This window comes from Afipia sp. MLSD5-FHT05B12 (assembly GCF_058793355.1).
Window position 1 is genome coordinate 404,831 of the sequence record NZ_JBXAFS010000001.1, and the last position, 24,475, is coordinate 429,305.

At 62.3% G+C, this 24,475-nt stretch carries 21 protein-coding genes and 1 riboswitch; of the genes, 16 read left to right on the forward strand and 5 right to left on the reverse strand.

The window, feature by feature from the left end; all coding sequences use genetic code 11:
• Nucleotides 1–21 precede the first annotated feature (21 nt).
• From AC1Q6J_RS01765 to AC1Q6J_RS01795, 7 genes are all read left to right on the forward strand, one after another.
• Complete coding sequence (locus tag AC1Q6J_RS01765) at nt 22–306, forward strand: c-type cytochrome (protein WP_492277602.1); 285 nt, start codon at nt 22–24, stop codon at nt 304–306.
• A gap of 23 nt (nt 307–329) precedes the next feature.
• A complete protein-coding gene (locus tag AC1Q6J_RS01770; RefSeq protein WP_492277603.1) occupies nt 330–851 on the forward strand; it encodes a DsrE family protein in 522 nt (173 codons plus the stop codon).
• A 51-nt stretch (nt 852–902) separates the two neighbouring features.
• Nucleotides 903–2,177, forward strand: coding sequence for an NAD(P)/FAD-dependent oxidoreductase (locus AC1Q6J_RS01775; RefSeq protein ID WP_492277604.1), 1,275 nt, complete (start codon nt 903–905; stop codon nt 2,175–2,177).
• Nucleotides 2,178–2,294: 117 nt separating this feature from the next.
• Entirely contained in the window at nt 2,295–2,687 is a 393-nt protein-coding gene (locus tag AC1Q6J_RS01780) for a c-type cytochrome (protein ID WP_492277605.1), read from the forward strand.
• Nucleotides 2,688–3,078: 391 nt separating this feature from the next.
• A riboswitch (cobalamin riboswitch) is annotated at nt 3,079–3,297 on the forward strand.
• Between the two features lie 110 nt (nt 3,298–3,407).
• On the forward strand, nt 3,408–6,329 hold the full coding sequence (locus AC1Q6J_RS01785) for a ribonucleoside-diphosphate reductase subunit alpha (RefSeq protein WP_492277606.1): 2,922 nt from the start codon (nt 3,408–3,410) through the stop codon (nt 6,327–6,329).
• Nucleotides 6,330–6,488: 159 nt separating this feature from the next.
• Nucleotides 6,489–7,622, forward strand: a complete 1,134-nt coding sequence (locus tag AC1Q6J_RS01790; protein ID WP_492277607.1) for a ribonucleotide-diphosphate reductase subunit beta — start codon at nt 6,489–6,491, stop codon at nt 7,620–7,622.
• Nucleotides 7,623–7,836: 214 nt separating this feature from the next.
• Nucleotides 7,837–9,885, forward strand: a complete 2,049-nt coding sequence (locus tag AC1Q6J_RS01795; protein WP_492277608.1) for a methyl-accepting chemotaxis protein — start codon at nt 7,837–7,839, stop codon at nt 9,883–9,885.
• A 117-nt stretch (nt 9,886–10,002) separates the two neighbouring features.
• Here the strand turns inward: AC1Q6J_RS01795 and AC1Q6J_RS01800 are convergent, their stop codons facing one another.
• Nucleotides 10,003–10,482 (reverse strand): MarR family winged helix-turn-helix transcriptional regulator, encoded by a 480-nt coding sequence (locus AC1Q6J_RS01800; RefSeq protein WP_492277609.1) that lies wholly within the window; start codon nt 10,480–10,482, stop codon nt 10,003–10,005.
• A 131-nt stretch (nt 10,483–10,613) separates the two neighbouring features.
• Here AC1Q6J_RS01800 and AC1Q6J_RS01805 point away from each other — a divergent pair, with 131 nt between their 5' ends.
• From AC1Q6J_RS01805 to fahA, 6 genes are read left to right on the forward strand one after another with little or no spacing between them, the layout of a single operon-like run.
• On the forward strand, nt 10,614–12,233 hold the full coding sequence (locus AC1Q6J_RS01805) for an FAD-dependent oxidoreductase (protein ID WP_492277610.1): 1,620 nt from the start codon (nt 10,614–10,616) through the stop codon (nt 12,231–12,233).
• Entirely contained in the window at nt 12,230–12,463 is a 234-nt protein-coding gene (locus tag AC1Q6J_RS01810) for a DUF2783 domain-containing protein (protein WP_492277611.1), read from the forward strand. Before AC1Q6J_RS01805 ends, AC1Q6J_RS01810 begins: the two co-directional genes overlap by 4 nt.
• Entirely contained in the window at nt 12,460–13,416 is a 957-nt protein-coding gene (locus tag AC1Q6J_RS01815; protein ID WP_492277612.1) for an MBL fold metallo-hydrolase, read from the forward strand. The genes AC1Q6J_RS01810 and AC1Q6J_RS01815 overlap by 4 nt, the downstream gene beginning before the upstream one ends.
• Before the next feature lie 4 nt (nt 13,417–13,420).
• Nucleotides 13,421–14,767, forward strand: a complete 1,347-nt coding sequence (gene hmgA / locus AC1Q6J_RS01820; RefSeq protein WP_492277613.1) for a homogentisate 1,2-dioxygenase — start codon at nt 13,421–13,423, stop codon at nt 14,765–14,767.
• Between the two features lie 9 nt (nt 14,768–14,776).
• Nucleotides 14,777–15,415, forward strand: coding sequence for a maleylacetoacetate isomerase (gene maiA / locus AC1Q6J_RS01825; RefSeq protein WP_492277614.1), 639 nt, complete (start codon nt 14,777–14,779; stop codon nt 15,413–15,415).
• An 18-nt stretch (nt 15,416–15,433) separates the two neighbouring features.
• Nucleotides 15,434–16,705, forward strand: coding sequence for a fumarylacetoacetase (gene fahA, locus AC1Q6J_RS01830; protein ID WP_492277725.1), 1,272 nt, complete (start codon nt 15,434–15,436; stop codon nt 16,703–16,705).
• A 132-nt stretch (nt 16,706–16,837) separates the two neighbouring features.
• On the opposite strand, the gene AC1Q6J_RS01835 is transcribed toward fahA, so the two are convergent.
• Nucleotides 16,838–17,314, reverse strand: a complete 477-nt coding sequence (locus tag AC1Q6J_RS01835; RefSeq protein WP_492277615.1) for an Lrp/AsnC family transcriptional regulator — start codon at nt 17,312–17,314, stop codon at nt 16,838–16,840.
• A 145-nt stretch (nt 17,315–17,459) separates the two neighbouring features.
• Here AC1Q6J_RS01835 and hppD point away from each other — a divergent pair, with 145 nt between their 5' ends.
• Entirely contained in the window at nt 17,460–18,584 is a 1,125-nt protein-coding gene (gene hppD, locus AC1Q6J_RS01840) for a 4-hydroxyphenylpyruvate dioxygenase (RefSeq protein WP_492277616.1), read from the forward strand.
• A 72-nt stretch (nt 18,585–18,656) separates the two neighbouring features.
• Here the strand turns inward: hppD and AC1Q6J_RS01845 are convergent, their stop codons facing one another.
• On the reverse strand, nt 18,657–19,523 hold the full coding sequence (locus AC1Q6J_RS01845; RefSeq protein ID WP_492277617.1) for a DMT family transporter: 867 nt from the start codon (nt 19,521–19,523) through the stop codon (nt 18,657–18,659).
• Nucleotides 19,524–19,737: 214 nt separating this feature from the next.
• Between AC1Q6J_RS01845 and AC1Q6J_RS01850 the strand changes: the two genes are divergently transcribed.
• Together AC1Q6J_RS01850 and AC1Q6J_RS01855 are read left to right on the forward strand one after the other, a co-directional pair.
• The gene (locus AC1Q6J_RS01850) at nt 19,738–20,868 is read left to right on the forward strand and encodes a M20/M25/M40 family metallo-hydrolase (RefSeq protein WP_492277726.1); all 1,131 of its coding nucleotides are present in this window, start codon (nt 19,738–19,740) and stop codon (nt 20,866–20,868) included.
• Between the two features lie 67 nt (nt 20,869–20,935).
• Entirely contained in the window at nt 20,936–22,102 is a 1,167-nt protein-coding gene (locus AC1Q6J_RS01855) for a M20 aminoacylase family protein (RefSeq protein ID WP_492277618.1), read from the forward strand.
• A 127-nt stretch (nt 22,103–22,229) separates the two neighbouring features.
• Here the strand turns inward: AC1Q6J_RS01855 and AC1Q6J_RS01860 are convergent, their stop codons facing one another.
• Both AC1Q6J_RS01860 and AC1Q6J_RS01865 read right to left on the reverse strand, forming a co-directional pair.
• Nucleotides 22,230–23,081, reverse strand: a complete 852-nt coding sequence (locus AC1Q6J_RS01860; protein ID WP_492277619.1) for an alpha/beta hydrolase — start codon at nt 23,079–23,081, stop codon at nt 22,230–22,232.
• A 65-nt stretch (nt 23,082–23,146) separates the two neighbouring features.
• Nucleotides 23,147–24,373 (reverse strand): MFS transporter, encoded by a 1,227-nt coding sequence (locus AC1Q6J_RS01865; protein WP_492277620.1) that lies wholly within the window; start codon nt 24,371–24,373, stop codon nt 23,147–23,149.
• Nucleotides 24,374–24,475: the final 102 nt, after the last annotated feature.

The window sequence follows — 24,475 nt, forward strand, 5'->3', positions numbered from 1 at the left end:
GGGCGGCGGCCGGCGAAAGCGTTGCTTTTCGTTCTGACGGCGGGTCTTGCGCTGGAAAATGCTGCTGCCGGTGACCGCGAACTTGGGCAATATCTGTCGTCGGAGTGCATGACCTGTCATCGCACGTCGGGGCAGAACGCGCAGGGCATTCCGAAGATCCACGGATGGCCGGAAGACCAGTTCATCGCGGTGATGAATGCCTACAAGCAGAAACAACGCGACAACCCGGTGATGCAAACCGTCGCGGGGCGTCTCGGAGCTGATGACATCGCGGCCCTGGCGGCTTATTTCAGTACGCAGAAATAGCGGTTTCAATATCGGAGGCTGTCATGACAGACCAGAATGGCTCGGCAACGCGGCGCAGTCTTATTATCGGAGCCGCCGCGGGTGGTCTGGCAGCGGCAACGGCGCATGCCGCGCCGAAAGACCTGTCCATGGCCGATTTGAAGAAGGAAGGCGACGTTGCCTGCCTCTATCATTGCGACTATGGCGACAACGCGCGCTTCGCCCAGACGCTCAACAACATCTCCAATCACTATTCGGCTTACGGCGCCGACCCGTTCGGCCTGCAACTGGTGATCGTCGCGCACAGCGTTTCGGTGAAATATTTCCTCTCTACGCTGGAAGGAACGCCCTGGAAGGACGAGACCATCGATCCGGCGCTGTTCGAGCGCGTCACCGCGCTCGCCAAGAACGGCCTCAAGGTTCTCCTGTGCGAGATCACCTTCCAGCGGCTGAAGCTGGACAAGGCCAAGGTGAAGGATGCGCCGTTCATCGGCTTCGTCCCGTCCGGTGTCGCCACGGTGGCGGCGCTGCAATCGAAAGGCTTCGCGTATCTGAAGGTCGGCTGACCCGGCTGGCCTGCTGCATTGGATTTTTCATAAGACATATTGGAGGATACCATGAGCATCAGTCGTCGGCAGTTGATTTCGGGATCGGCATCGTTCGCGGGGATCATGATGTTCGGTGCGCCCGCTGTACTCGGGCAGGGCAAGCCGCGCGTGGTGGTGATCGGCGGCGGCGCGGGCGGCGTCACCGCGGCGAAATACATCGCCAAGGACAGCGGCGGCGCGATTGCCGTCACGCTGATTGAACCCAATGCGAAATACCAGACCTGCTTCCACAGCAACCTCTATCTCGGCGGTGTGAGGGACTATCCGTCCATCACCCATGGCTACGGCGCGCTGAAGAAGCACGGCGTCACCGTCGTTGCAGACCGCGCCGCAAAGATTGACCGCGACAAGAAGGAAGTCGTTCTCGCGGGCGGCAAGAAGCTGCCTTACGACCGCCTCGTGGTCTCACCGGGCATCGACCTGAAATACGATTCCGTTCCGGGCTGGTCGCAGGCCGCGGAAGAAAAGATGCCGCACGCCTGGAAGCCGGGCGCGCAGACGCTGCTTTTGAAGAAACGGCTCGATGCCGTGCCTGACGGCGGCGTCATCGTGATGATCGCGCCGCCCAACCCCTACCGCTGCCCGCCCGGACCCTATGAGCGCGTCTCGATGATGGCGCATGCTCTGAAGAAAGCGCGCAAGGATCGCTCCAAGATCATCGTGATCGATCCGAAGGACAGCTTCTCCAAGCAGGCGCTGTTTCAGGAGGGCTGGGAAAAGCACTACAAGGGCATGGTCGAATGGCTCGGCCCCAAGGTTCATGACGGGGTCAAGTCGGTCGATCCGAAGACCAACACCGTGGTGACGGGATTCGAGACCTACAAGAATGCGGCGCTGGTCAACGTCATTCCCGCGCAGATGGCCGGTGCGATCGCGCGGGATGCCGGCCTCGCCAACACGACCGGCTACTGCGCCATCGACCCCACCAACATGAAGTCGTCGGTTGATGCCAATATCTATATCCTCGGCGATGCCTCCATCGCCGGCGACATGCCGAAGTCCGCGTTCTCCGCCAACAGTCAGGCCAAGGTCGCCGCCATGATGATCCGGGGCGAGCTGGCTTCGGCGCGCACGTTCCCGGCGCGCTACACCAATACCTGCTGGAGCCTGATCGACACCGACGACTGCGTGAAGGTCGGCGGCGCTTACGAGCCCAAGGACGGCAAGATCACGGCGTCATCCACCTTCGTCTCGAAGACCGGCGAGGATGCCGGGCTGCGCAAGCAGACGCAGGCGGAAAACATGGGCTGGTACGCCGGAATTACAGCCGATATGTTTGCCTGACACTTGTTCACCGTTGACGGAACCCGCCGCGTCGTGGCGGGTTCCGGTGACGTTTCCCGCCTCGCGCTCTCTCACTCCATCAGCCAGCCTTCCTGCCCGCTTCAAAGGTCAAAACATATGATTGCTCGTTCGCTCGCCGCTGCCTTCGCTCTTGCCGCCGTCAGTTTCGCCGGCACCGCCAACGCTCAGGACGCCGCCGCGGGCGAGAAGTCCTTCAACAAGTGCCGCGCCTGTCATCAGGTCGGCGAGACCGCCAAGAACGGTGTCGGCCCCGCGCTGAACGGACTGTTCGGCCGCCACTCCGGAAGCGTCGCGGGCTACAGCTATTCCGACGCCAACAAGAATTCCGGCATCACCTGGGACGAGGCGGTGTTTGCCGAATACATCAAGGACCCGAAGGCCAAGATCCCCGGCACCAAGATGGCGTTCGCCGGCATCAAGAAGGAAGACGAGATCAAGGATCTCACCGCCTTCCTCAAGCAGTTCGCCGCGGACGGGAAGAAGAAGTAAGGGGCCGTCATTCCGGGGCGCGCTGATATTCACCTCTCCCCGCATGCGGGGAGAGGGAGAAGCGACGCTGTCTCGATGACGACACTTCCGCCGAGAACTATGTTTACGCGCGCGGCATCTGTGTTTCATCCTTGACGTGGCTCGCGCCGGGTCAAATGGAAAGCTTCCCACTGCGGCAGCGCCGGACGCGTGCGCGATGTGAGTGGGCAAATGTTCGGCGAGAATCATGGAAACTGATTCTGGATAGCGCGATCCGCGGCAGGACTCTCGAACGCCTTTTGCTCATGCCACCAAAAAAAACTTTGGGCGGTTTTTCAGCGCATTTTGCGCTGTTGCAGGAGTCGTCCCGGTTATTCACAGGTTCACGATGTTGACTTCCTGTCCCAAATACACAGGATGTAGATGTCGAGGTTCCGCAAAGCCGCAAGGCCTAGTGGTGAAAATGGGAAGCCGGTGAGCTGCACTCCGATGCTGCAAATCCGGCGCTGCCCCCGCAACTGTAAGCAGTGAGTTGAATCCGACCGATGTCACTGGTGCGTTCTCGCATCGGGAAGACCGGATTCAGCCGCGACCTGCGAGTCAGGAGACCTGCCGCGACACCAAAAGAACGTCCACGGGCGGGGTGTCCGGCGGTCGCGTGCTTCGGTGCGTTCGCGCGCCGCGACGACGCGCCTTTCGGCCCCAGCCCCCAGAAAATTGCAACATGCACGGGGTCTGCCGATGTCACTCTCGATCGAACGCGAAGCCGCCAAGTCCGCTCCTTTCATTCAGTTGCGTTCCGAGTCGCTGGCCGTCCCTGCCGCCACACCGCCGTTACAGGTGATCCGCCGCAACGGCACGGTGTCGCCGTTCGACGCAAGCAAGATTTCGATCGCGATGACCAAGGCGTTCCTCGCCGTCGAGGGACACACCGCGGCGGCGTCGCGCCGCATTCACGGCGTGATCGAGCAACTGACGAATGAGGTGGTGAACGCGCTGACCCGCAGGATCGGCGAGGGCCGCACCTTCCATATCGAGGATGTGCAGGATCAGGTCGAACTCGCGCTGATGCGCAGCGAGCACCACAAGGTCGCCCGCGCCTATGTGCTCTATCGCGAAGAGCGCGCGCGTCAGCGTGCCGAAGAGGCCGCCGCTAGGCCGGTCAAGACATCGTCCGAGCCGCTGCTGCATGTCACGCTGGGCGACGGCGCGCGCGTGCCGCTCGATGTCGAGCGTCTGACCCTGATCATTCAGGAAGCCTGCGCCAGTCTCGACGGTGCCGATGCCGCGCCGGTTCTCGCCGAGACACGCCGCAATCTCTACGACGGCATCAGCCAGGACGAGCTTGCGCTCGCGGGCATCATGGCCGCGCGCACGCTGGTGGAGCAGGAGCCGAACTACGCCTATGTCAGCGCGCGTCTCTTGCTCGACAAGCTGCGCACCGAAGTGCTGTCGTTCGTTCATTCCGCGCAGATCAGCGCTACGCAGGCGGATATGACGGCGCGCTATGCGGATTACTTCCCGGTCTATGTCAAGAAGGGGATCGCGGCTGAACTGCTGGACCCTGAACTGGCGCGCTATGACCTGACGCGGATCGCGGCGGCGCTGAAGCCGGAGCGCGATCTGTCGTTTCAGTTCCTCGGCTTGCAGACACTGTACGACCGATATTTCCTGCACGAGAACGGCAACCGCATCGAACTGCCGCAGGCGTTTTTCATGCGCGTGGCGATGGGCCTTGCGATCCGTGAGATCGACCGCGAGGCGCGCGCCATCGAATTCTACAACCTGCTGTCGTCGTTCGACTTCATGGCCTCGACCCCGACGCTGTTCAACTCAGGCACGCTGCGGCCGCAGCTCTCGTCCTGCTTCCTGACCACGGTGGCCGACGATCTCGACGGCATCTTCAAGTCGGTAAAAGACAATGCGCTGCTGGCGAAGTATTCCGGCGGCCTCGGCAACGACTGGACCCGCGTGCGCGGCCTCGGCGCGCACATCAAGGGCACCAACGGCGAAAGCCAAGGCGTGGTGCCGTTCCTGAAGGTTGCCAACGATACCGCGATCGCGGTCAATCAGGGCGGCAAGCGCAAGGGCGCGGTCTGCGCTTACCTCGAGACCTGGCATGTCGATATCGAGGAATTTCTCGATCTGCGCAAGAACACCGGCGACGACCGCCGCCGCACCCACGACATGAACACCGCGAACTGGGTGCCGGATCTGTTCATGCAACGCGTCGAGGCCGATGGCGAGTGGACGCTGTTCTCGCCGGATGAGACGCCGGACCTGCACGACCTTTACGGCAAGGCGTTTGCTGAGCGTTATGCTTTCTACGAGGACAAGGCCGCGCGCGGCGAGATGCGCGTGTTCAAGAAGCTGCGCGCCACCGATCTGTGGCGGCGCATGCTGACCATGCTGTTCGAGACAGGACATCCCTGGATCACCTTCAAGGACCCGTGCAATCTTCGTTCGCCGCAGCAGCATGTCGGCGTGATCCACTCGTCCAACCTCTGCACCGAGATCACGCTGAACACGTCGGATGACGAGGTTGCGGTGTGCAATCTCGGCTCGGTCAACCTGCTCAACCATGTGGGCGAGGGCGGCATCGATCATGCGCGGCTGCAACGGACCATCTCCACCGCGATGCGGATGCTGGACAACGTGATCGACATCAATTTCTACACCATCCCCGAAGCGCGGCGCTCCAACCTGCAACATCGCCCGGTCGGCCTCGGCCTGATGGGTTTTCAGGATGCGCTGCATGCGCTGCGGATTCCGGTTGCCTCGGACGCCGCTGTCGCGTTTGCCGACACCAGCATGGAAGCGATTTCGTATCACGCCATCTCGGCGTCGGTCGATCTTGCGGCGGAGCGCGGGCAGTATCCCTCGTTCAAGGGATCGCTGTGGAGCAGGGGCATCCTGCCGATCGACTCCATCGAGATCCTAGCCGACGCGCGTGGCGGTCTGGACGTGGACTGGTCGGCAACGCTGGACTGGACGTCACTTCGTTCGCGGGTGCAGTCGGTCGGCATGCGCAATTCCAACGTCATGGCGATTGCGCCGACTGCGACCATCTCCAACATCTGCGGCGTGGCGCAGTCGATCGAACCCGCCTACCAGAACCTCTATGTCAAATCGAACATGTCCGGCGACTTCACCGAGGTGAACGAGTTTCTCGTCCGCGATTTGAAGGCGCGCGGGTTGTGGGACGAGGTGATGGTGTCGGACCTGAAGTACTTCGACGGCAGTGTCGGCTCCATCGACCGCGTGCCGGACGATCTCAAGCTGCTCTATGCCACCGCTTTCGAGATCGATAGCGCGTGGCTGATCGAGGCCGCGGCGCGGCGGCAGAAGTGGATCGATCAGGCGCAGTCGCTCAATCTCTACATCGCCAATCCGTCGGGCAAGAAGCTCGATCAACTGTATAGGCTGGCGTGGGCGCGTGGCCTGAAGACGACTTATTACCTGCGCTCGCGCAGCGCCACGCATGTGGAGAAATCCACGCTCAAAGGCACCGACGGCAAGCTCAATGCGGTGTCGTCATCGTCGTCGCCCGCGGTCATGACAGTCAACCAGCCCATCGTGGTGCCGCAGGCATCGACCGCGCCGGATTTGTCGGGCGCGGTGGCGTGTTCGATCGATAATCCCGATTGCGAGGCGTGCCAGTAGCGCTTCTTACCCTCCCCTTGAGGGGGAGGGTCGACGCGTAGCGGCGGGGTGGGGTGAGAACCCGTGCCGTCGTGTTCATCCCACCCCGTCGACCTGCCGGTCGGCGACCCTCCCCCTCAAGGGGAGGGTGAAGGCCACACGATTTTCAGGAATCTTCCCATGCTCGACTGGTCCGACACCTCGCCGAACAAAGCCATCAATACGCTTCCGCCGATCCTCGCTGGCCAGCCCGCCGTGGCTGACCAAACAGGTCTCGGCATCATCGACCGCAAAGGCGGCCGTGTGTCGGTCGATGACAAGGCGATGATCAACTGCCGCGCCGACGTCAATCAGCTTCTGCCGCTGAAGTACAAATGGGCGTGGGAGAAGTATCTCGCCGGCTGCAACAATCACTGGATGCCGACCGAAGTATCGATGCAGGCCGATATCGCGCTGTGGAAATCACGCGACGGTCTCACCGATGACGAGCGCCGCGCCATCAAGCGCAATCTTGGATTTTTCGCGGCCTCGGAAAGCCTCGTCGCCAACAACATCGTGCTGGCGATCTATCGCCACCTGACCAATCCGGAGTGCCGGCAGTATCTGCTGCGTCAGGCATTCGAGGAGGCGGTGCATACGCATACCTTCCAGTACATTGTCGAAAGCCTCGGCCTCGACGAAGGCGAACTGTTCAACATGTACCGCGAGGTGCCCTCGATCACCGACAAGGCGGCGTGGGCGCTGAAGCATACGCAGAATCTCGACAACCCGGATTTCAAGACCGGCACCCCGGAGTCGGATCAGGCGTTCCTGCGCGATCTGGTCGCGTTCTACGTGATCTTCGAGGGCATGTGGTTTTACACCGGCTTCGCGCAGATCCTGTCGCTCGGCCGGCGCAACAAGATGGTTGGTATTGCCGAGCAATACCAGTACATCCTGCGCGACGAGTCCATTCATCTGAACTTCGGCATCGACGTCATCAACCAGATCAAGATGGAAAATCCGCATCTGTGGACCCACGCGTTCCAGGACGAGGTGCGCGGCATGATCCGCGAGGCCGCCGAACTGGAGGCGGCCTACAGCCGGGACACCATGCCGAGGGGGTTCCTCGGCCTGAACGCTGCGCTGTGCGAGCAGTACATGCACTTCATCGCCAACCGCCGCTGCGCCCAGCTTGGACTGACCCGCGTGTTTGACGAGACGGACAATCCGTTCCCGTGGATGTCGGAGGCGATGGACCTGAAGAAGGAGAAGAACTTCTTCGAGACCCGCGTGATCGAGTACCAGAACGGCGGCGCGCTGAGCTGGGAATAATTTGTTAATCTTTGCCGCCGCGCGGTGCTGAAAGCCCGTGCAAACCTGGCAATTGCGCGCGATGTTTGCAGGAAACGCCCGCTTGGTGGGCGTTTTTTGCTGCGTGAGGTAGCAATTTACGGGGTGTTATTCAATTTTGTTTACCTTGAGGGACCTTGCGCCGGTTGGCTGTCCGGCAGGCTTCGCATGCAAAAAGAATTTTTGGGGGTTGGGAATGGGCTGGTTCAAGAACACTCCGGCAAAGCAGAAGACGAGCGTCAGCTTTCTCTCCAACCTGCGATTTCGAACCAAGATCATGCTCGGTTTCGTTATCGTGCTCAGCATTTCCGCCATCAACATGGGTGTCACCTATTTCGGCTTCGAGCGCATCGCCGAGGGTGTCCAATCCTATCAGGGCATTGTCGCCGAGACCGACAGCGCGCGTGACATCGACCGCGAACTCGCAGCGTATCAGCTTCTCGCACGTTATTACGTGACGACCGGCCTTCCCGCCGACGAGGAAGCCGCGCGCGCCGCCGAGACCGCCCTTGGCGCCGCAATCGAACGCGCGGCCCGGGTCGCCACCGCTGGAAACCGGAAAAGCGTCCTCAACCTTTCCACCAGCTACAGCGAGTTCGCGGGGCTGTTCGGCGAGGTCATCAAGCTCAAGACCGATAACGCCGCGATCGCGTCGAACCAGTTGCTCCGGATGGGCAACGTCATCCGCTACAAGTTCGACGATCTGGCCGACACTGCGATTCTCGCGGGGCTGTCATCGATTCAGCAGAACGCAAAGGAACTGGCGACCCACTCGGCGTCGATCACGTCCAACATCAGCAACTACGTCCTGCGCCCCGATGCCGCCGTCGCCAATAGCGTCAATGCCCGCATGCAGCTTCTGAAGAACAGCTTCGGCACGCTGACAGCCGACGACGCGAAGCTCGCATCGAAGATTTCGGAGATCACCCAGGAACTCGATGCCTACAAGGTGGCCTTCACGAAGTTCGTTGAGAATACCGCGAAGATCGCGGCGCTGTCGGCCAGGATGAATGAAGCGGCGGCGGCTGTCACGCAGGAGGCAAAGGCCATCAAGGACGGTCTGCTTGCACAGCAGGCCCGGCTCTCGAAGGAATCCGCCGAGGCTGCGCGCACCACCGGAAAATTTGTGACGATTCTCGGCGGCGGCGGCATCGCGCTCGGTGCGTTGCTGGCATGGATGCTGGGCCGTGGAATTTCGCGGCCGATGATCGGCATGTGCGATGCGATGCGTCAGCTTGCCGGCGGCAATTTCGACGTCGTCCTGCCGGGCCTTGGCCGCAAGGATGAAATCGGCGAGATGGCGGGTGCGGTCGAGGAATTCAAGATGCGGGCCGTCGCCAAGGCGCAGAGCGAGGCGGCGGAGCGCGAGGAGCAAGGCAAGTCCGCCAGCGCCGCGCGCAGCGCCGAGCTTCATCGTTTCGCGGACAATTTCGAAACCGCGGTTGGCGGGATCGTATCCAGTGTTTCGGCGTCGGCGAGCCAGCTTGAATCGTCCGCGACGACCCTGACGCGTACCGTCGAGGCGACCCAGATGCTGTCGGGCAAGGTCGCAGGCGCATCCGAGGAAGCATCGTCCAACGTGCAGTCGGTGGCGGCTGCGACAGAAGAACTCTCGGCATCCGTTGTCGAGATCGGCCGGCAGGTCCAGGAGTCGAGCCGCATCGCCGCCGCGGCGGTGTCGCAGGCCGAGGCGACCGACGCGCGTATCGCTAAGCTCTCGCGGGCGGCGCAGGAAATCGGCGACGTGGTCAAGCTGATTACGGCGATTGCCGAGCAGACCAATCTGCTGGCGCTGAACGCCACCATCGAGGCGGCGCGGGCAGGCGATGCGGGGCGCGGCTTCGCCGTCGTCGCATCCGAGGTGAAGTCGCTGGCGAGCCAGACCGCGAAGGCGACCGACGAGATCTCGTCGCACATCGCCGGGATGCAGAGCGCCACGCAGGAATCGGTTTTCGCCATCAAGGAAATCGGCGAGACCATCGGCCAGATTTCGAAGATCGCCGGCAACATCGCCGCTGCCATCGAGCAGCAGAGCAACGCGACCACCGAGATCGCCCGCAACGTCCAGAGCGCCGCCGGCGGCACGCTGGAGATCGCGGAGGGCATCTCCGAGGTAAACCGCGGCGCCAGCGAAACCGGCACGGCGTCGGGCGAGGTGCTGAACTCGGCCCAGACGCTGGCGGTCGAAAGCACGCGGCTGCGTCAGGAGCTCGATCGCTTCATGGCGAATATCCGCGCGGCGTGATAGCTTGCTGCAACCTCGCCCTGTTCTTACGGGGAGAGGGAGCAGGTTTTGCTCCCTCTGCCGTTACGCGTGTTAGTGAACCGTCAAGCCCGGCGATGACGGCTGTGTGAACTACTCCTAGTACGCATCCTTTTTGGCGCGCGCGTCTTTCACGCTTTGCACCAGATCGAGCTGCTGCTCGATCTTGCCGAGCGCATTTGCGAATTCCTTCCGCTCAGCCGCCGTCAGGCATGACAGGATGTCCTGCTCCTTGCGGAGCAGACGGGGAATAAGCTCCTCATAGAGGGCGCGGCCCTTGCGGGTGATCTGCAAGGCAAGCTCGCGGCGGTCATCCACATTCTCGACGCGTTCGATCAACTGCTGTTCCAGCAGGTGGGCGACGGCCCGGCTGATGGTCGATTTATGCGTCCGCGTGCAGTAGGCGATATACTGCGCCGTGCAGGCATCGTCCCGGAAACCGAGCGTCGCCAGCACCCGCCATTCCGGAATATCGAGGCCGTAGCGCTCGCTGTATTCGCTGGAGAGTTCCGCGCTGACTTCGGCGGCCAGCCGGTTCAGCCGGAACGGCACGAATTTGAAAAGGTCGAGCTTGGTCAAGAAGAACGTCCGGTTTGGCCAAGAAGCGGCTTGGCCTATTTGGTTGCAGTTGCAACGATCATAGCCTTGGTCTATCTTCTTGACCAGAGGCTTCGTTCAAGGGGTCCGTCAGTCAAGCAGGGTAGAGAGACGTGCCGGTATCACGGAATATTCAGTTCGGCTATCGCCGCCATTCCGATCAGGACCGGGCGGCGGCGGATGCCGCGCGCCACCCGGTGGTGGTGGTCGGGGCTGGTCCGGTCGGGCTGACGCTCGCCATCGATCTGGCGCAGCGGGGCCATGCGGTTGTTCTGCTCGACGACGCCGACCGGATTGGGGACGGCTCGCGTGCGATCTGCTTCTCGAAGCGTTCGCTGGAATTGTGGGACCGCCTCGGGGTCGGCGAGCGCATGGTGGAGAAGGGCGTTGTCTGGAAGGTCGGCAAGATCTTCCTGAACGACGACATGCTCTACCGGTTCGACCTATTGCCGGAAGACGGCCACAAGATGCCGGCCTTCATCAATCTCCAGCAGTATTATGCGGAAGCCTTTCTGGTCGATCGCGTTCAGGAACTGCCGCAGGTTGACCTGCGCTGGCGCAACAAGGTCGTTGGCCTCGACCAGCGCAACGATCATGTGGTGCTGGCGATCGATACGCCGGACGGACGCTATCATCTGAAGGCGGACTATGTGGTCGCCTGCGATGGCGCGCGCTCCGCGCTGCGCGGCTTTGTCGACGCGGAATTCACCGGCGAGGTGTTCGAGGATCAGTTCCTGATCGCGGACGTCAAGATGACCGCGGAATTTCCCACCGAGCGCTGGTTCTGGTTCGATCCGCCGTTCCATTCGGGCCAGTCGGCGCTGCTGCATCGCCAGCCGGACGATGTCTGGCGCATCGACCTGCAACTGGGGCCGGATGCCGATCCTGCCGTCGAGCGGCTGCCGGAGAATGTGCGGCCACGGATCGAGCGGATGCTGGGCCACACAAATTTCGATTTCGAATGGATTTCGATCTACAAGTTCCAGTGCCGCCGCATGCAGCGCTTCGTCCATGAGCGCGTGATCTTCGCGGGCGATGCCGCGCATCAGGTGTCGCCGTTCGGCGCGCGGGGCGCGAATTCAGGGCTTGAAGACGCGGAGAATGTGGCGTGGAAGCTGTCGCTGATCCTGCGCGGAGCGGCGCCGGTATCGCTGCTGGGCAGCTACGAGATCGAACGCGGCGCCGCCGCCGACGAGAACATCCGCGCCTCGACCCGCTCGACCGATTTCATCGCGCCGCATTCAGCGCAGGAACGCCGGATGCGGCAAGCCGTGCTGCGGCTCGCGAAGGAAACCGAGTTCGCTAAACGCATGGTCAACGGCGGGCGGTTGTCCACGCCATCGGTCTATGAATCGCCGCTGTCGACGCCGGACAACGAAGCATGGAGCGCGGGGCCGCGCCCCGGAGCGCATATGGCCGATGCGCCGCTGACAACGGCAAGCGGGGAACCGATCTATCTCACAGAAGCCTTTATCGAACAGGGCGAGGGCGGTTTCGTCCTGCTGCAATCGGGACTGAATGGCGGCGATCATCCCGGCTGCAGGACCATCGCCATCGGTGAAGCTGCGCCGCTGCGCGATGCGTCGGGACTGTTCGCGAAACGCTACGATGCATCCGAAGGCGCAGCCTATCTGCTGCGTCCCGACGGTTACGTGGCGGCACGCTTCAGGAAGCCGACGGCGGCGGCGGTGCAGGCCGCGATGGTTCGCGCTAGCGGGAGGGCCGCGCCATGACACTCTCGACCGCATCGAATTTCAGCGATCCCGACACCGCCTACCGGCTGGTGGTGGAAGCGCATCGCGGGTTGAGCGACGAGGACAGTGCATCGCTGGATACGGCACTGGTTTTGATTTTGGCCAATCATATTGGCGATGCCGATGTGCTGCGCGCGGCGATTGCGCTGGCGAAACGCCAGCTCGGTCAGGCCAGCAACAAGATGAATTCAGAAAAGGACGCAAAATGAGCGCAAAGGGTTTTGCTTCGACCGGCGACATGACGGAAAAGAAGATCACTTTCTCCGAAATCGGCCCGGACATTTACGCTTTCACCGCGGAGGGCGATCCCAATACGGCGGTGATCGTCGGCGATGACGGCTGCATCGTATTCGATGCGCAGGCGACACCGGCGATGGCGAACAGCGTGATCGAGCGCGTCAGGACCGTGACCGACAAGCCGATCAAGTATGTCGTGCTGTCGCACTATCACGCGGTGCGCGTGCTTGGCGCATCGGCCTACAAGGCGCAGGGCATCGTCGCCTCAACGGAAACCCGTCGCCTCATCATGGAGCGCGGACAGCAGGACTGGGATTCCGAATATGGCCGGTTTCCGCGCCTGTTCCGCGACGCTGAGAGCATTCCCGGCCTGACCTGGCCGACGCTGACTTTCGACACCGGCATGACGCTCTATCTCGGCAAGCGCGAGGTGCAGCTGATGCATCTCGGCGCGGGCCACACCTCCGGTGACATCGTGGCATGGGTGCCCGATGCGCAGGTGATGTGCTCCGGCGATCTGATCGAGTATCACTCGGCCTGTTATTGCGGCGACGCAATGCTGCGCAAATGGCCGCTGACCCTGAACGAGATCCGCGAGTTCAATCCGAAAGCCGTCGCGCCGGGGCGCGGCGACGCCCTGAAGGGCACAGCGACGGTGAACGAGGCCATCGCCATGACGCGCGATTTCGTGACCTCGCTTTATGGCGCGGCGGAACTGTCGGTGGCGAAGGGGCGTTCACTCAAGGAAACCATGGCCGCGAGCCGCGAGGTGATGGACCCGAAGTTTTCCAGCTTCGCGATCTACGAACACTGCCTGCCGTTCAATGTCTCGCGCGCCTACGACGAGGCATCCGGGATCGACGATCCGGTGATCTGGACCGACAAGCGCGACCGCGAAATGTGGGCAGCTTTGCAAGGAGGATAGTGCGATGAACATCAACACCGCTCCTGGCGCCGTCAATCGCAACGCCGTCAATGTCACACCGGGCTATATGTCCGGCTTCGGCAACAGCTTCGAGACCGAGGCGCTGGCCGGCGCGTTGCCCATCGGGCGCAACTCGCCGCAGCGCTGCGCCTACGGGCTTTATGCCGAACAGCTTTCGGGATCGCCGTTCACCGCGCCGCGCGGCACCAACGAGCGCTCGTGGCTCTATCGTATCCGCCCGTCGGTGAAGCATTCGGGCCGCTTCACCAGGGCCGATGCGAAATACTGGCGCACCGCGCCATGCACCGAGTACGACATGCCGATCGCGCAACTGCGCTGGGACCCGGTGCCGATGCCGAAGGAGGAGCAAACCTTCCTCCAGGGCGTTTACACCATGACCACGGCGGGTGACGCCAACACCCAGGCGGGCATGGCGGCGCACATTTATCTCATCACCAGATCGATGGTGGATCAGCATTTCTACAATGCCGACGGCGAACTGATGTTCGTTCCGCAGGAGGGCAACCTGCGCCTCGTCACCGAGTTCGGCATCATCGATATCGAACCCGGCGAGATCGCCGTGATCCCGCGCGGCGTCAAATTCCGCGTCGAGATTCCGGGCGGTCCGGCGCGCGGGTATCTTTGCGAGAACTACGGCGGCGCGTTCACGCTGCCGGAGCGCGGGCCGATCGGCGCGAATTGTCTGGCCAATTCGCGCGACTTCCTGACCCCGGTGGCGGCTTACGAGGACAAGGAAACGCCGACCGAGCTTTATGTGAAGTGGGGCGGCTCGCTGTTCGTAACCAGACTGCCGTATTCGCCCATCGACGTGGTAGCGTGGCACGGCAACTATGCGCCGTACAAATATGACCTGCGGACGTTCTCGCCGGTCGGCGCCATCGGCTTCGATCATCCCGATCCGTCGATCTTCACCGTGCTGACATCGCCGTCGGAAACCGCGGGCACCGCGAATATCGACTTCGTGATTTTCCCGGAGCGCTGGATGGTGGGGGAGAACACCTTCCGGCCGCCGTGGTATCACATGAACATCATGTCGGAGTTCATGGGGCTGATCTACGGCGTCTACGACGCCAAGCCGCAGGGCTTCGTGCCGGGCGGCATCAGCCTGCACAACATGATGCTGCCGCACGGGCCGGACCGCGAGGCGTTCGATCACGCCAGCAACGGCGAACTGAAGCCGGTGAAGCTGACCGGCACCATGGCCTTCATGTTCGAAACACGGTTTCCGCAGCACGTGACCGAGTATGCCGCGACAACCAGTGCGTTGCAGGACGATTACGCCGACTGCTGGCAGGGGCTGGAGCGCCGCTTTGATCCGTCGAAGCCGTAAAGAGTTCGCATGACTGACGCTGTTCTTTACGGCTACTTCCGCTCGACCGCGGCCTATCGCGTGCGCATCGCGCTCAATCTGAAAGGATTGAGTGCGGATCATCGCTTCGTCCATCTGCGCAAGGGCGAGCAGACGCAAGCGGCCTATCGCAAGATCAATCCGGCTGGCCTTGTGCCGTACTGGATCGATGACGATCTTGAACTGGCGCAGTCGCTGGCGATCATCGAATATCTCGACGAGACGCATCCGCAGCCGCCGCTGCTGCCGCCGGATGCAAAGGGAAGGGCGATTGCGCGGGAGATCGCGCTGGTTGTCGCAAGCGACATTCATCCCATCGGTAATCTGCGCGTGCTGAACCGGCTGATCGACATGGGCGTCGATGAGGCGACACGCGCGGCATGGTCGAAACACTGGATCGAGACCGGATTCGATGCCGTCGAGGCGCGGCTGGCGCATCTGCCGGGGCCGTTCGCATTGGGCGAGGTGCCGACACTGGCGGATATTTGCCTTGTGCCGCAGGTTTTCAATGCGCGGCGCTTTGGTGTCGACCTCGCGCCCTACAAGCGGATCGTGGAGATCGATGCCGCCGCTATGAGCCTCGATGCCTTTGCCGCCGCCGAACCGGGCCGCCAGCCCGACGCGGAATAAGAGAAACGGATGGACACGATGCACCCGAACGATCCCAAGCTCCGCTCCTTCGTCGCGGTCGATCCCGCGTCGGATTTCCCGATCCAGAATTTACCGTATGGCGTGTTCTTCACGCCGGAGCAGCCGGACCTGCGGGTCGGTGTCGCGATCGGCGATTTTGTGCTCGACCTGGCGGTGCTGGAAGCGGCGGGATTGCTGCGTGTTGATGGCGCAGCGAGTGTTTTCGCAAGTCCCTCGCTCAACGCCTTCATGGCGCTTGGCCCGAAGGTGTGGCGCAAGACGCGCGCGCGGATCAGCGAACTGCTGCGGCATGACAATCCCGAACTGCGCGACAACGCGGATCTGTGCAAGCGCGCGCTGGTGCCGCGCAACTTTGCCGACATGCATATGCCGATCGCGGTGCAGGGCTTCACCGATTTCTATTCGTCGAAAGAGCACGCGACGAATGTCGGCATCATGTTCCGCGGCAAGGACAATGCCCTGCAACCGAACTGGCTGTCGATTCCTATCGGCTACAATGGCCGTGCATCGACGGTCGTTGTCAGCGGCACGCCGATCCGCCGCCCGCGCGGACAGCTGAAGCCGCCGACAGCGGATGCGCCGGTGTTCGGTCCCTGCAAGCGGCTGGATTTCGAACTGGAGATGGGCGTTGTGATCGGTCAGGCCTCGGCCATGGGCGAGATGCTGACCGAGCAGCAGGCCGAGGAGATGATCTTCGGCTTTACGCTGCTGAACGACTGGAGCGCGCGCGATATCCAGGCCTGGGAGTATGTGCCGCTCGGGCCGTTTCAGGCGAAAGCGTTCGGCACCTCGATCAGCCCGTGGATCGTGACACGCGAGGCGCTGGAGCCGTTCCGCGTGACGGGACCGGCGCAGGACCCGGTTCCGCTGCCGTATCTGCGGCAGAAGGGTGCGAACAACTACGATTTGCAGCTCGCTGTGGATCTGAAGACCGAGACGATGAACAAGCCGGCCGGCATCTGCCGCACCAACTTCAAATACATGTACTGGTCGTCGGTGCAGCAGCTTGTGCATCATGCCTCATCGGGTTGCGCGATGAATGCTGGCGATCTGCTCGGCTCCGGCACCATCAGCGGGCCTGAGAAAAGCGAGCGCGGCAGCATGCTGGAGCTGAGCTGGGGCGGCGCCGAGCCGCTCGATCTCGGCAATGGCGTGCAGCGGTCGTTCCTCGAAGACGGCGACTCGCTGACCATGCGCGGCTGGTGTCAGGGCGACGGCTATCGCATCGGATTCGGTGAGGTCGAAGGAACGATATTGCCGGCGCTGTAAAAGTCGAACTTGTTTTTCAGATTTATCGGCCGTCATGCCCGGGCTTGTCCCGGGCATCCGCGTTTTGGATGTCTCAGCGAGGCGTGGATGGCCGGGACAAGCCCGGCCATGACGAGATGAGAGATCGTGCGATCAACTCGGTATCTTCTTCAGCGGCAGCTTCCGCGTGGTCTTGAGCCGGTCGAGCACGATGGACGAGCGCACATGCGCCACACTTTCGTGTGGCATCAGCACGTTGTTGACGATGTCGGACAGGCTCTTGAGATCGCTCAGCACGACTTTCAGCAGATAATCCGCATCGCCGGTGAGCGAATAGGCCTCCTGGATTTCATCGACGCGGCGCATCAGGTCGCGGAACCGCTTGGCGTTGTTAGGGGAGTGCGTGGCCAGCGTGATCTGGATGAACGCCAGCACGTTGAAACCCAGCGCTTCGCTGGCGAGGTCGGCGTGATAACCGGCGATCACCTTCTCGTCTTCCAGCCGGGTGCGGCGGCGTGAGCATTGCGACGCCGACAGACCAGCCAGGTCGGCGAGCTGCTGGTTGGTCAGGCGGCCGTCGTCCTGAAGCGCGGCGAGGATTTTGAGGTCGAAACCGTCCAGTGAAGTCATGCGCCAATACCTTCCTGAATGCACAATCTGTGCATGATATTAGCAGAATGTGCCTCATTTTGCACGCATGTTGCATCAAAAGCCGCTCATGATCCCTTCCAGATCAGAAGGAATCGCCAGCGAAGACTGGCAAGAGGAGATCGCCATGGGTCCGTTTCCGCACGATGCACCGGCCGCCGTCATTTCCGAGCAGAACCCCATGGGCACCGACGGTTTCGAGTTCGTCGAATACGCCCATCCCGAACCGGAAAAGCTGCACGCGCTGTTCCGGCTGATGGGGTTCACGGCGGTCGCTCGTCACAAGACCAAGGCGATCACAGTCTATCGTCAGGGCGACGTGAACTATCTGGTCAACGAGCAGCCCGGCACGCATGGCTATGATTTCGTTGCCGCGCATGGTCCGTGCGCGCCGTCGATGGCGTTTCGCGTGGTGGATGCCAAGCGCGCCTATGAGCGTGCGCTGTCGCTCGGCGCGGAGCCGGCCGATATAACGTCAGCGCAGAAGACACTGGATGTTCCGGCGATCAAGGGCATCGGCGGCAGCCTGCTTTATTTTGTCGACCGCTATGGCGCGAAGGGTTCGGCTTACGACGCCGAGTTCGGCTGGCTCGGGCTGAAGGACACTCACCCCGACGGCGCCGGGCTGTTTTACATCGACCACCTGACCCACAACGTGCATCGCGGCCGCATGGATGTGTGGACCGGATTCTATGAGAAACTGTTCAACTTCCGTCAGATCCGCTTCTTCGACATCGAGGGCAGGGCCTCTGGTCTGTTCTCGCGCGCGCTCACAAGTCCTGACGGCAAGATCCGGATTCCGATCAATGAGGATGCGGGCGATTCCGGCCAGATCGAGGAATATCTCAACATCTATCGCGGCGAGGGCATTCAGCACATCGCCTGCGGCGTGAAGGACATCTATCGCACCATCGAGAAGCTGCGCGCCGACGGCCTGCCGTTCATGCCGCCGCCGCCGGATACCTATTTCGAGAAGATCGATACGCGCCTGCCAAAGCACGGCGAGGATGTCGCGCGGCTTCGGAAGAACGGCATATTGATCGACGGCGAGGGTGTGGTCGATGGCGGCCACACCAAGGTGCTGTTGCAGATCTTCTCGGCCAACGCGATCGGTCCGATCTTCTTCGAGTTCATCCAGCGCAAGGGCGACGATGGCTTTGGCGAAGGCAACTTCAAGGCGCTGTTCGAATCGATTGAAGAAGACCAGATCCGGCGCGGCGTGCTCTCGGTGGACAAGAAAAGCGCGGCGTGATGTCTCGCTCTTAAGGTTGAATTCACAACCCAAACAATGACGACGTGCGTTTATCGCCGTGATCTGATCGATCTACGATCGCTTCAGGTTGAGCAGGTTGCCAGTGAGGATCAGCGCGGCGCCGATGACGGTCGCGGCGTCGAGCCGCTCGGAATAGAGCAGCCAGCCGAGCGCCGCCGAGAGCGGCACGCGGAGAAAATCCATCGGCACGACCACGGTCGCGTCGGCATAGCGCATCGCCTGCGCGAAGCAGTAGTGCGAATACGTGCCGCAGAACGCGATCACCAGAATCCACGGCCAGACGTGAGCCGATGGCGAGTGCCAGGTGTAGATCGCCGGGACCAGTCCGATCGCCGACTGGATCACCAGCATCCAGAAGATGATCACGAGGACCGTATCGGTGCGGGTGAGGGATTTCACCATGACGATAGCGGCGCCGAAACCCATCGCCGCCAGCACCATGATCAACTGGCCCGGACTGATCTGCGCGGCGCCAGGCTGCACGATGACGATGACGCCGATTAGTCCCAGCACAATCGCCAGAACTTTCCAGACGTTCAGGCGCTCGCCGATGAAGCTCACGGCAAGCAGCGCGGTCCAGATCGGCATGGTGAACTCGATCGCGACCACCTGCGCCAGCGGGATCAGCGTCAGCGCTAGAAACCAGCCATACTGCGCGGCGTAGTGGACGATGTTGCGGACGATATGCGTGAGCGGCCGCGAGGTCTTCATGCGCGCGAGACCGCCGCTGGCATGGATCAGCGGATAAAGCATCAAGAGGCCGATGACCGAACGCATTTCCATGATCTGAAACACGTTGAGCTCACGGGTGGCTTCGCGCCCGGCGACCAGCAGCACCAGCATCAGGGCCAGCCAGCCGGCCATCCAGCCAGCGGCTTTCGTATTGGAAGGCTGCATCGCAATGACCGATTGCGTCACATGCGCCCCCGTGCTGCACCGCAAATCAACATCGCAAATCCCTGACTTGATGGACGGCCTGCTTACGCAATCCCGTTTCGGCCTGCAACATCGCGAAGCTCGCAGCAGGCCCGTCAAGTTTGCATTGTGAATCGGCCACTGTTTCTGCAACGATCAGGGCGAGCGGGGCGCCAGTTCCTGCCGTAAAACAAGCCAAACGAGAGGACACGCCTTGATCGATCCCGCCTCATTGCCGTTCGATACCGAAACCATGCTGACGGGCCTGCGTCCGTGGGTCGAATGCGAAAGCCCGACCTGGGACGCTGCCGCGGTCAACCGCATGCTTGAACTCGCCGCGCGTGACATGGCGCTCAGTGGTGCAACGATTGAATATATCGCCGGACGGCAGGGGTTTGGCGGCTGCATCCGCGCCCGGTTTCCTCACCCGAAGCAGGGACAGCCGGGCATCCTGATCGCCGGGCACATGGACACGGTTCACCCGATCGGGACGCTGGAAAAACTTCCGTGGCGGCGTGAGGGGAGCAAATGCTACGGCCCCGGCATTCTTGACATGAAGGGCGGCAACTACGCCTCGCTCGAAGCCATCCGGCAACTCGCCATGGCGTCGGTCACGACGCCGCTGCCTGTGACGGTTCTGTTCACGCCCGACGAGGAAGTCGGAACGCCGAGCACGCGCGATATCATCGAGGCGGAAGCCGCCCGAAACAAATACGTGCTGGTGCCGGAGCCGGCGTTCAAGAATGCGGGCGTCATCACCGGACGCTATGCGATTGCGCGGTTCAATCTGGAAGCGGCCGGCAAGCCGAGCCACGCGGGCGCGACGCTCGCAGCGGGCCGTTCCGCGATCCGCGAGATGGCGCGGCAGATCATCGCCATCGACGGCATGACCGGCGACGACTGCACCTTCAGCGTCGGCGTCGTGCATGGCGGGCAGTGGGTCAATTGCGTCGCCTCGAGTTGCCGCGGTGAAGCGCTCAGCATGGCGAAACGCCAGGCCGATCTTGACCGCGGCGTCGAGCGGATGCTGGCGCTGAACGGCACGGCGAACGATGTCACATTCAAGGTCACGCGCGGCGTGACGCGGCCGGTCTGGGAGTCCGATGCCGGTACCATGGCACTGTATGAACAGGCGCGCGCGGTGGGCGCGAAAATCGGCCTCGATCTGATTCAGGGCAGTTCGGGCGGCGGTTCCGACGGAAACTTCACCGGCGCGATGGGCCTGCCGACACTTGATGGTCTCGGGGTACGCGGCGCGGATTACCACACGCTGAACGAGCATATCGAAGTCGACAGCCTGGCCGAACGCGGGCGCCTGATCGCGGGTCTCTTGGCCGGCCTGCAATGATTTGCCAGGATGAGCCCGCGCGCTCAGGCTTTGTCATAAACCCTCATACGAAACGGGATGACGCCGCATGTCCAATATCGAGCTGATCGAAAGCTATACCGACGAACTCATTGCCATCCGCCGCGATCTTCATGCCCATCCCGAAATCGGTTTCGAGGAACATCGCACCTCCGGCATCGTCGCGGAGAAGCTCGCAGGTTGGGGCATCGAAGTGCATCGCGGCCTCGGCGGCACCGGCGTCGTCGGCCTCCTGAAAGGCAAGGGCAACGGCAAGAAACGGATCGGCCTGCGCGCCGACATGGATGCGCTGCCGATGGAAGAGAAGACCAATTTGGGCTGGCGTTCGACCATTCCCGATCGCTTCCATGGCTGCGGTCACGACGGCCACACCACCATTCTGCTCGGCACGGCGCGCTATCTCGCCGAGACGCGCAACTTCGACGGCACCGTGGCTTTCATTTTCCAGCCCGCCGAGGAAGGGCTGGGCGGCGCCCGCGCGATGATCAAGGACGGCCTGTTCGAGAAGTTTCCACTGGATGAGGTTTACGGGCTGCATAACGCGCCGCAGCTTAATCCGGGTCAGGTTGCGATCTTTCCGGGGCCGAGCATGGCCTGCGCGGATTTCTTCGATATCACCATCACCGGCTACGGCAGCCACGGCGCGATGCCGGAAATGTCGCGCGATCCGGTGGTGATCGCGATGACGCTGGGGCAGGCGTTGCAGACCATCGTCAGCCGCAACGTCGATCCGCTCAAATCCGCCGTGCTGTCGATCACGCAGATTCATGCAGGTTCGGCGTACAACGTCATTCCCGGCGAGGCGACGCTGGCCGGCACTGTGCGCACCTTTTCCGAGAAGGTCCGCGAACATATCCGCGACCGGATGCGCACCCTTGCTGCCGGCATGGCGACGGCATTCCAGGTCGAGATCAAGGTCGAGATCCGCGACATCTTCTCGGTGCTGATCAATCACGAGGAGCAGGCGCATTTCGTGGCGGACGTGGCGCGGGATGTTGTCGGCAGCAACAATGTGCTGACCACGCCCACGCCGAAAATGGGCAGCGAGGATTTCGCCGACATGCTGCTGGCGGTGCCGGGCGCCTACTTCTGGCTGGGCCATGAGGGATCGGTGCCGCTGCACAATCCAGGGTTCATTCTGGATGACGGCATTCTGCCTGTCGGCGCGAGCCTGTTCTCGCGCATCATCGAGCAGCGGATGCCGATGGTGGCGTGAACGCTCTGCGGATTTCCGTCGTCATCCTGAGGTGCGCGCTCTTGCGCGCCTCGAAGGATGATGGGCAATGGACGCCGTCGCCCTTCGAGGCCTTCGCTTCGCTACGGCACCTCAGGGTGACGGCAACCTAGCTGGATGTTTGCGCGAATAACTGCCGCATCAGCGTCGTCAGCCGGCCCGATGGTGAAGCCAGTTCATCCATCATGGTGAAATGGTTCGCCTTCGGGATTTCCTCGTAAATCACCGGCAGTCCATATGTCGCGCGATGCGCGGCGAAGTCGGCGGACTGCTTGCGCAGCAACGGCAATTCGCCGCTGCCCGCCACGATAACGAGCGGCTTGTTCACGCCGCCGGGATTGCGCAGCGGCGAGTTGCGCTGGATCGTGGCGTCATCGAGACTGAGTTTGGCATTCAGATAGCTGTGGCTGATCGGCTCCAGATCGTAGATGCCGCTGATGAGGAGCCCGGCCTTGATGTGCGGATGACTGAGCGACATCGATGACAGATGTCCGCCCGCCGACCAGCCTGACACGATCATCCTGTTAGGGTCGCCGCCGAGCGCGGGAAGCTCTGCCACAAGAGTATCGATGCCGCTGCGCACCTCGTCCACGATCTGACCGAGCATGACGTCGGGCGCGAGCGTGTAGCCGATCAGGGCGACGTTGATGCCGTGGGCCATCGGGCCTGCGGCACAAAAGGCAAATGTTTCCTTCGCGCGGGTCTGCCAGTAGCCGCCATGAATGAAGACCAGCGTCGGCCCGCCGTCCTTCGTTTTCAGGAAATCGATCCGGTTGCGCTCGCGAGGCCCGTAGGGAAGATCGAGGGATTGCGGATGCCGGGCCCGCATCTGTGCGGAGAGGCAATCCCATTCGGCGATGATGGACGCGGTCTCGGGCACATGAAGCGTGTTGTTGAAACCGAGATCGAGCTGTTCCTGCGTCAGCTTGCGCCAGTCCGGTGCATCGGCAGGTGCGCTCATGAGGTCGTCTCCGCGTTTGTTTTCGCGATGATCGCAACTGCAAGGCTTCGGCGCAACCCGCTTGTTTACTGCCGCAGCGCAGGCACCACGAGAAATGGAATCATGCCGAGGATCACGCTGATGAGGGCGAACAGCAGCAGCGCGTTGTAGTTTCCGGTCATGTCGTGGATCAGGCCGCCGGCCCATGAGCCGAACGCCGATCCGAGCCCGCTGCCGATGGTGATGGTTCCGTAAATGGTGCCGACCCGCTCACCTCGAAAGATCTTCATCGCGGTGGCGGTGATGAGGGGGCCGCGCGAGCCGATCATGCTGCCGAATGTCACGACGAACGCGGTGAGCAGCCAGACATTGGGATATGATTTCAGCAGCCAGAGCAGGCCAATGCCGATGATCGACATGGCGTAGCTGAACAGCACCGAGCGGCGGCGGCCGATCACGCCGTCGAGCCAGGTGACGCCGAGCATCCCGAACAGCAGCACCACGCCGCTGAATCCCCACGCGGTCGCGGCCTGCAACGGCGGGAATCCGGCATCGACCAGATAGGCGACGATCTGTGCCGACAGCGCGAACATGCCGACCGCGGTGAAGAAGAATGTCGAGAACAGTGCCCAGAAGGCGTGATGGCGCATGGCGCTGACCAGCGTCCAGCCTTCATCGATGAAGTCGGTTGCCGCGCTCTTCGCCAGCGTGGCCGATCCTGACGCGAACAGTCTCCACGGCAGCAGCAACAACGGGAACAGCAGGACCAGCGCGGTGCCGCCGAAGATCTGATACGCGCCGCGCCAGCCGACGCGGTCGATCAGGACCTGCGACAGCGGCAGCAGGATCAGCACGCCCGCGCCGGCGGCGGAATAAACCACCGACATGGCGGCGGGCAGTTTCGGGCCGAACCATCGTCCCAGCAAGATCGAGTTCGGCACGTTGCCGATGCAGGCGATTCCGAAGCCGGCGCACAGGCCGAGCGTGAGCTGAAACTGCCAGAGCTGCCGCGCGAAGGCTGCGGAGAGAAAGGCTCCGCCCAGCAGGACAAGCCCCAGCGAATAGACCATGCGGGGACCGGAACGGTCGAAGATCCGGCCGATCACGGGGGCGGCAAGACCGCCCGCCAGCGCGGCCAGCGAATAGATCGAGATGACCTCCGCCCGGTCCCAGCCGAAGCTTTGGGAGATAGGCAGCAGGAAGACGGTGAAACTTTCGCCGAGCCCGCGTCCGAGCACCGACAGCGCGAAACACAGCGCCAGCACATTGAGGGCGATATGTACCGGCTTCATGCCCGTTCTGATGGGCTTCATCGGGCAGGCCCGGAGAGCGGATCGCGATTCATCCCTCCATGAACCGCAATTTAGCGTCTGGGAGCAGGTGCAGTTTGCGAATACGCCTATGCAATCGCAGAC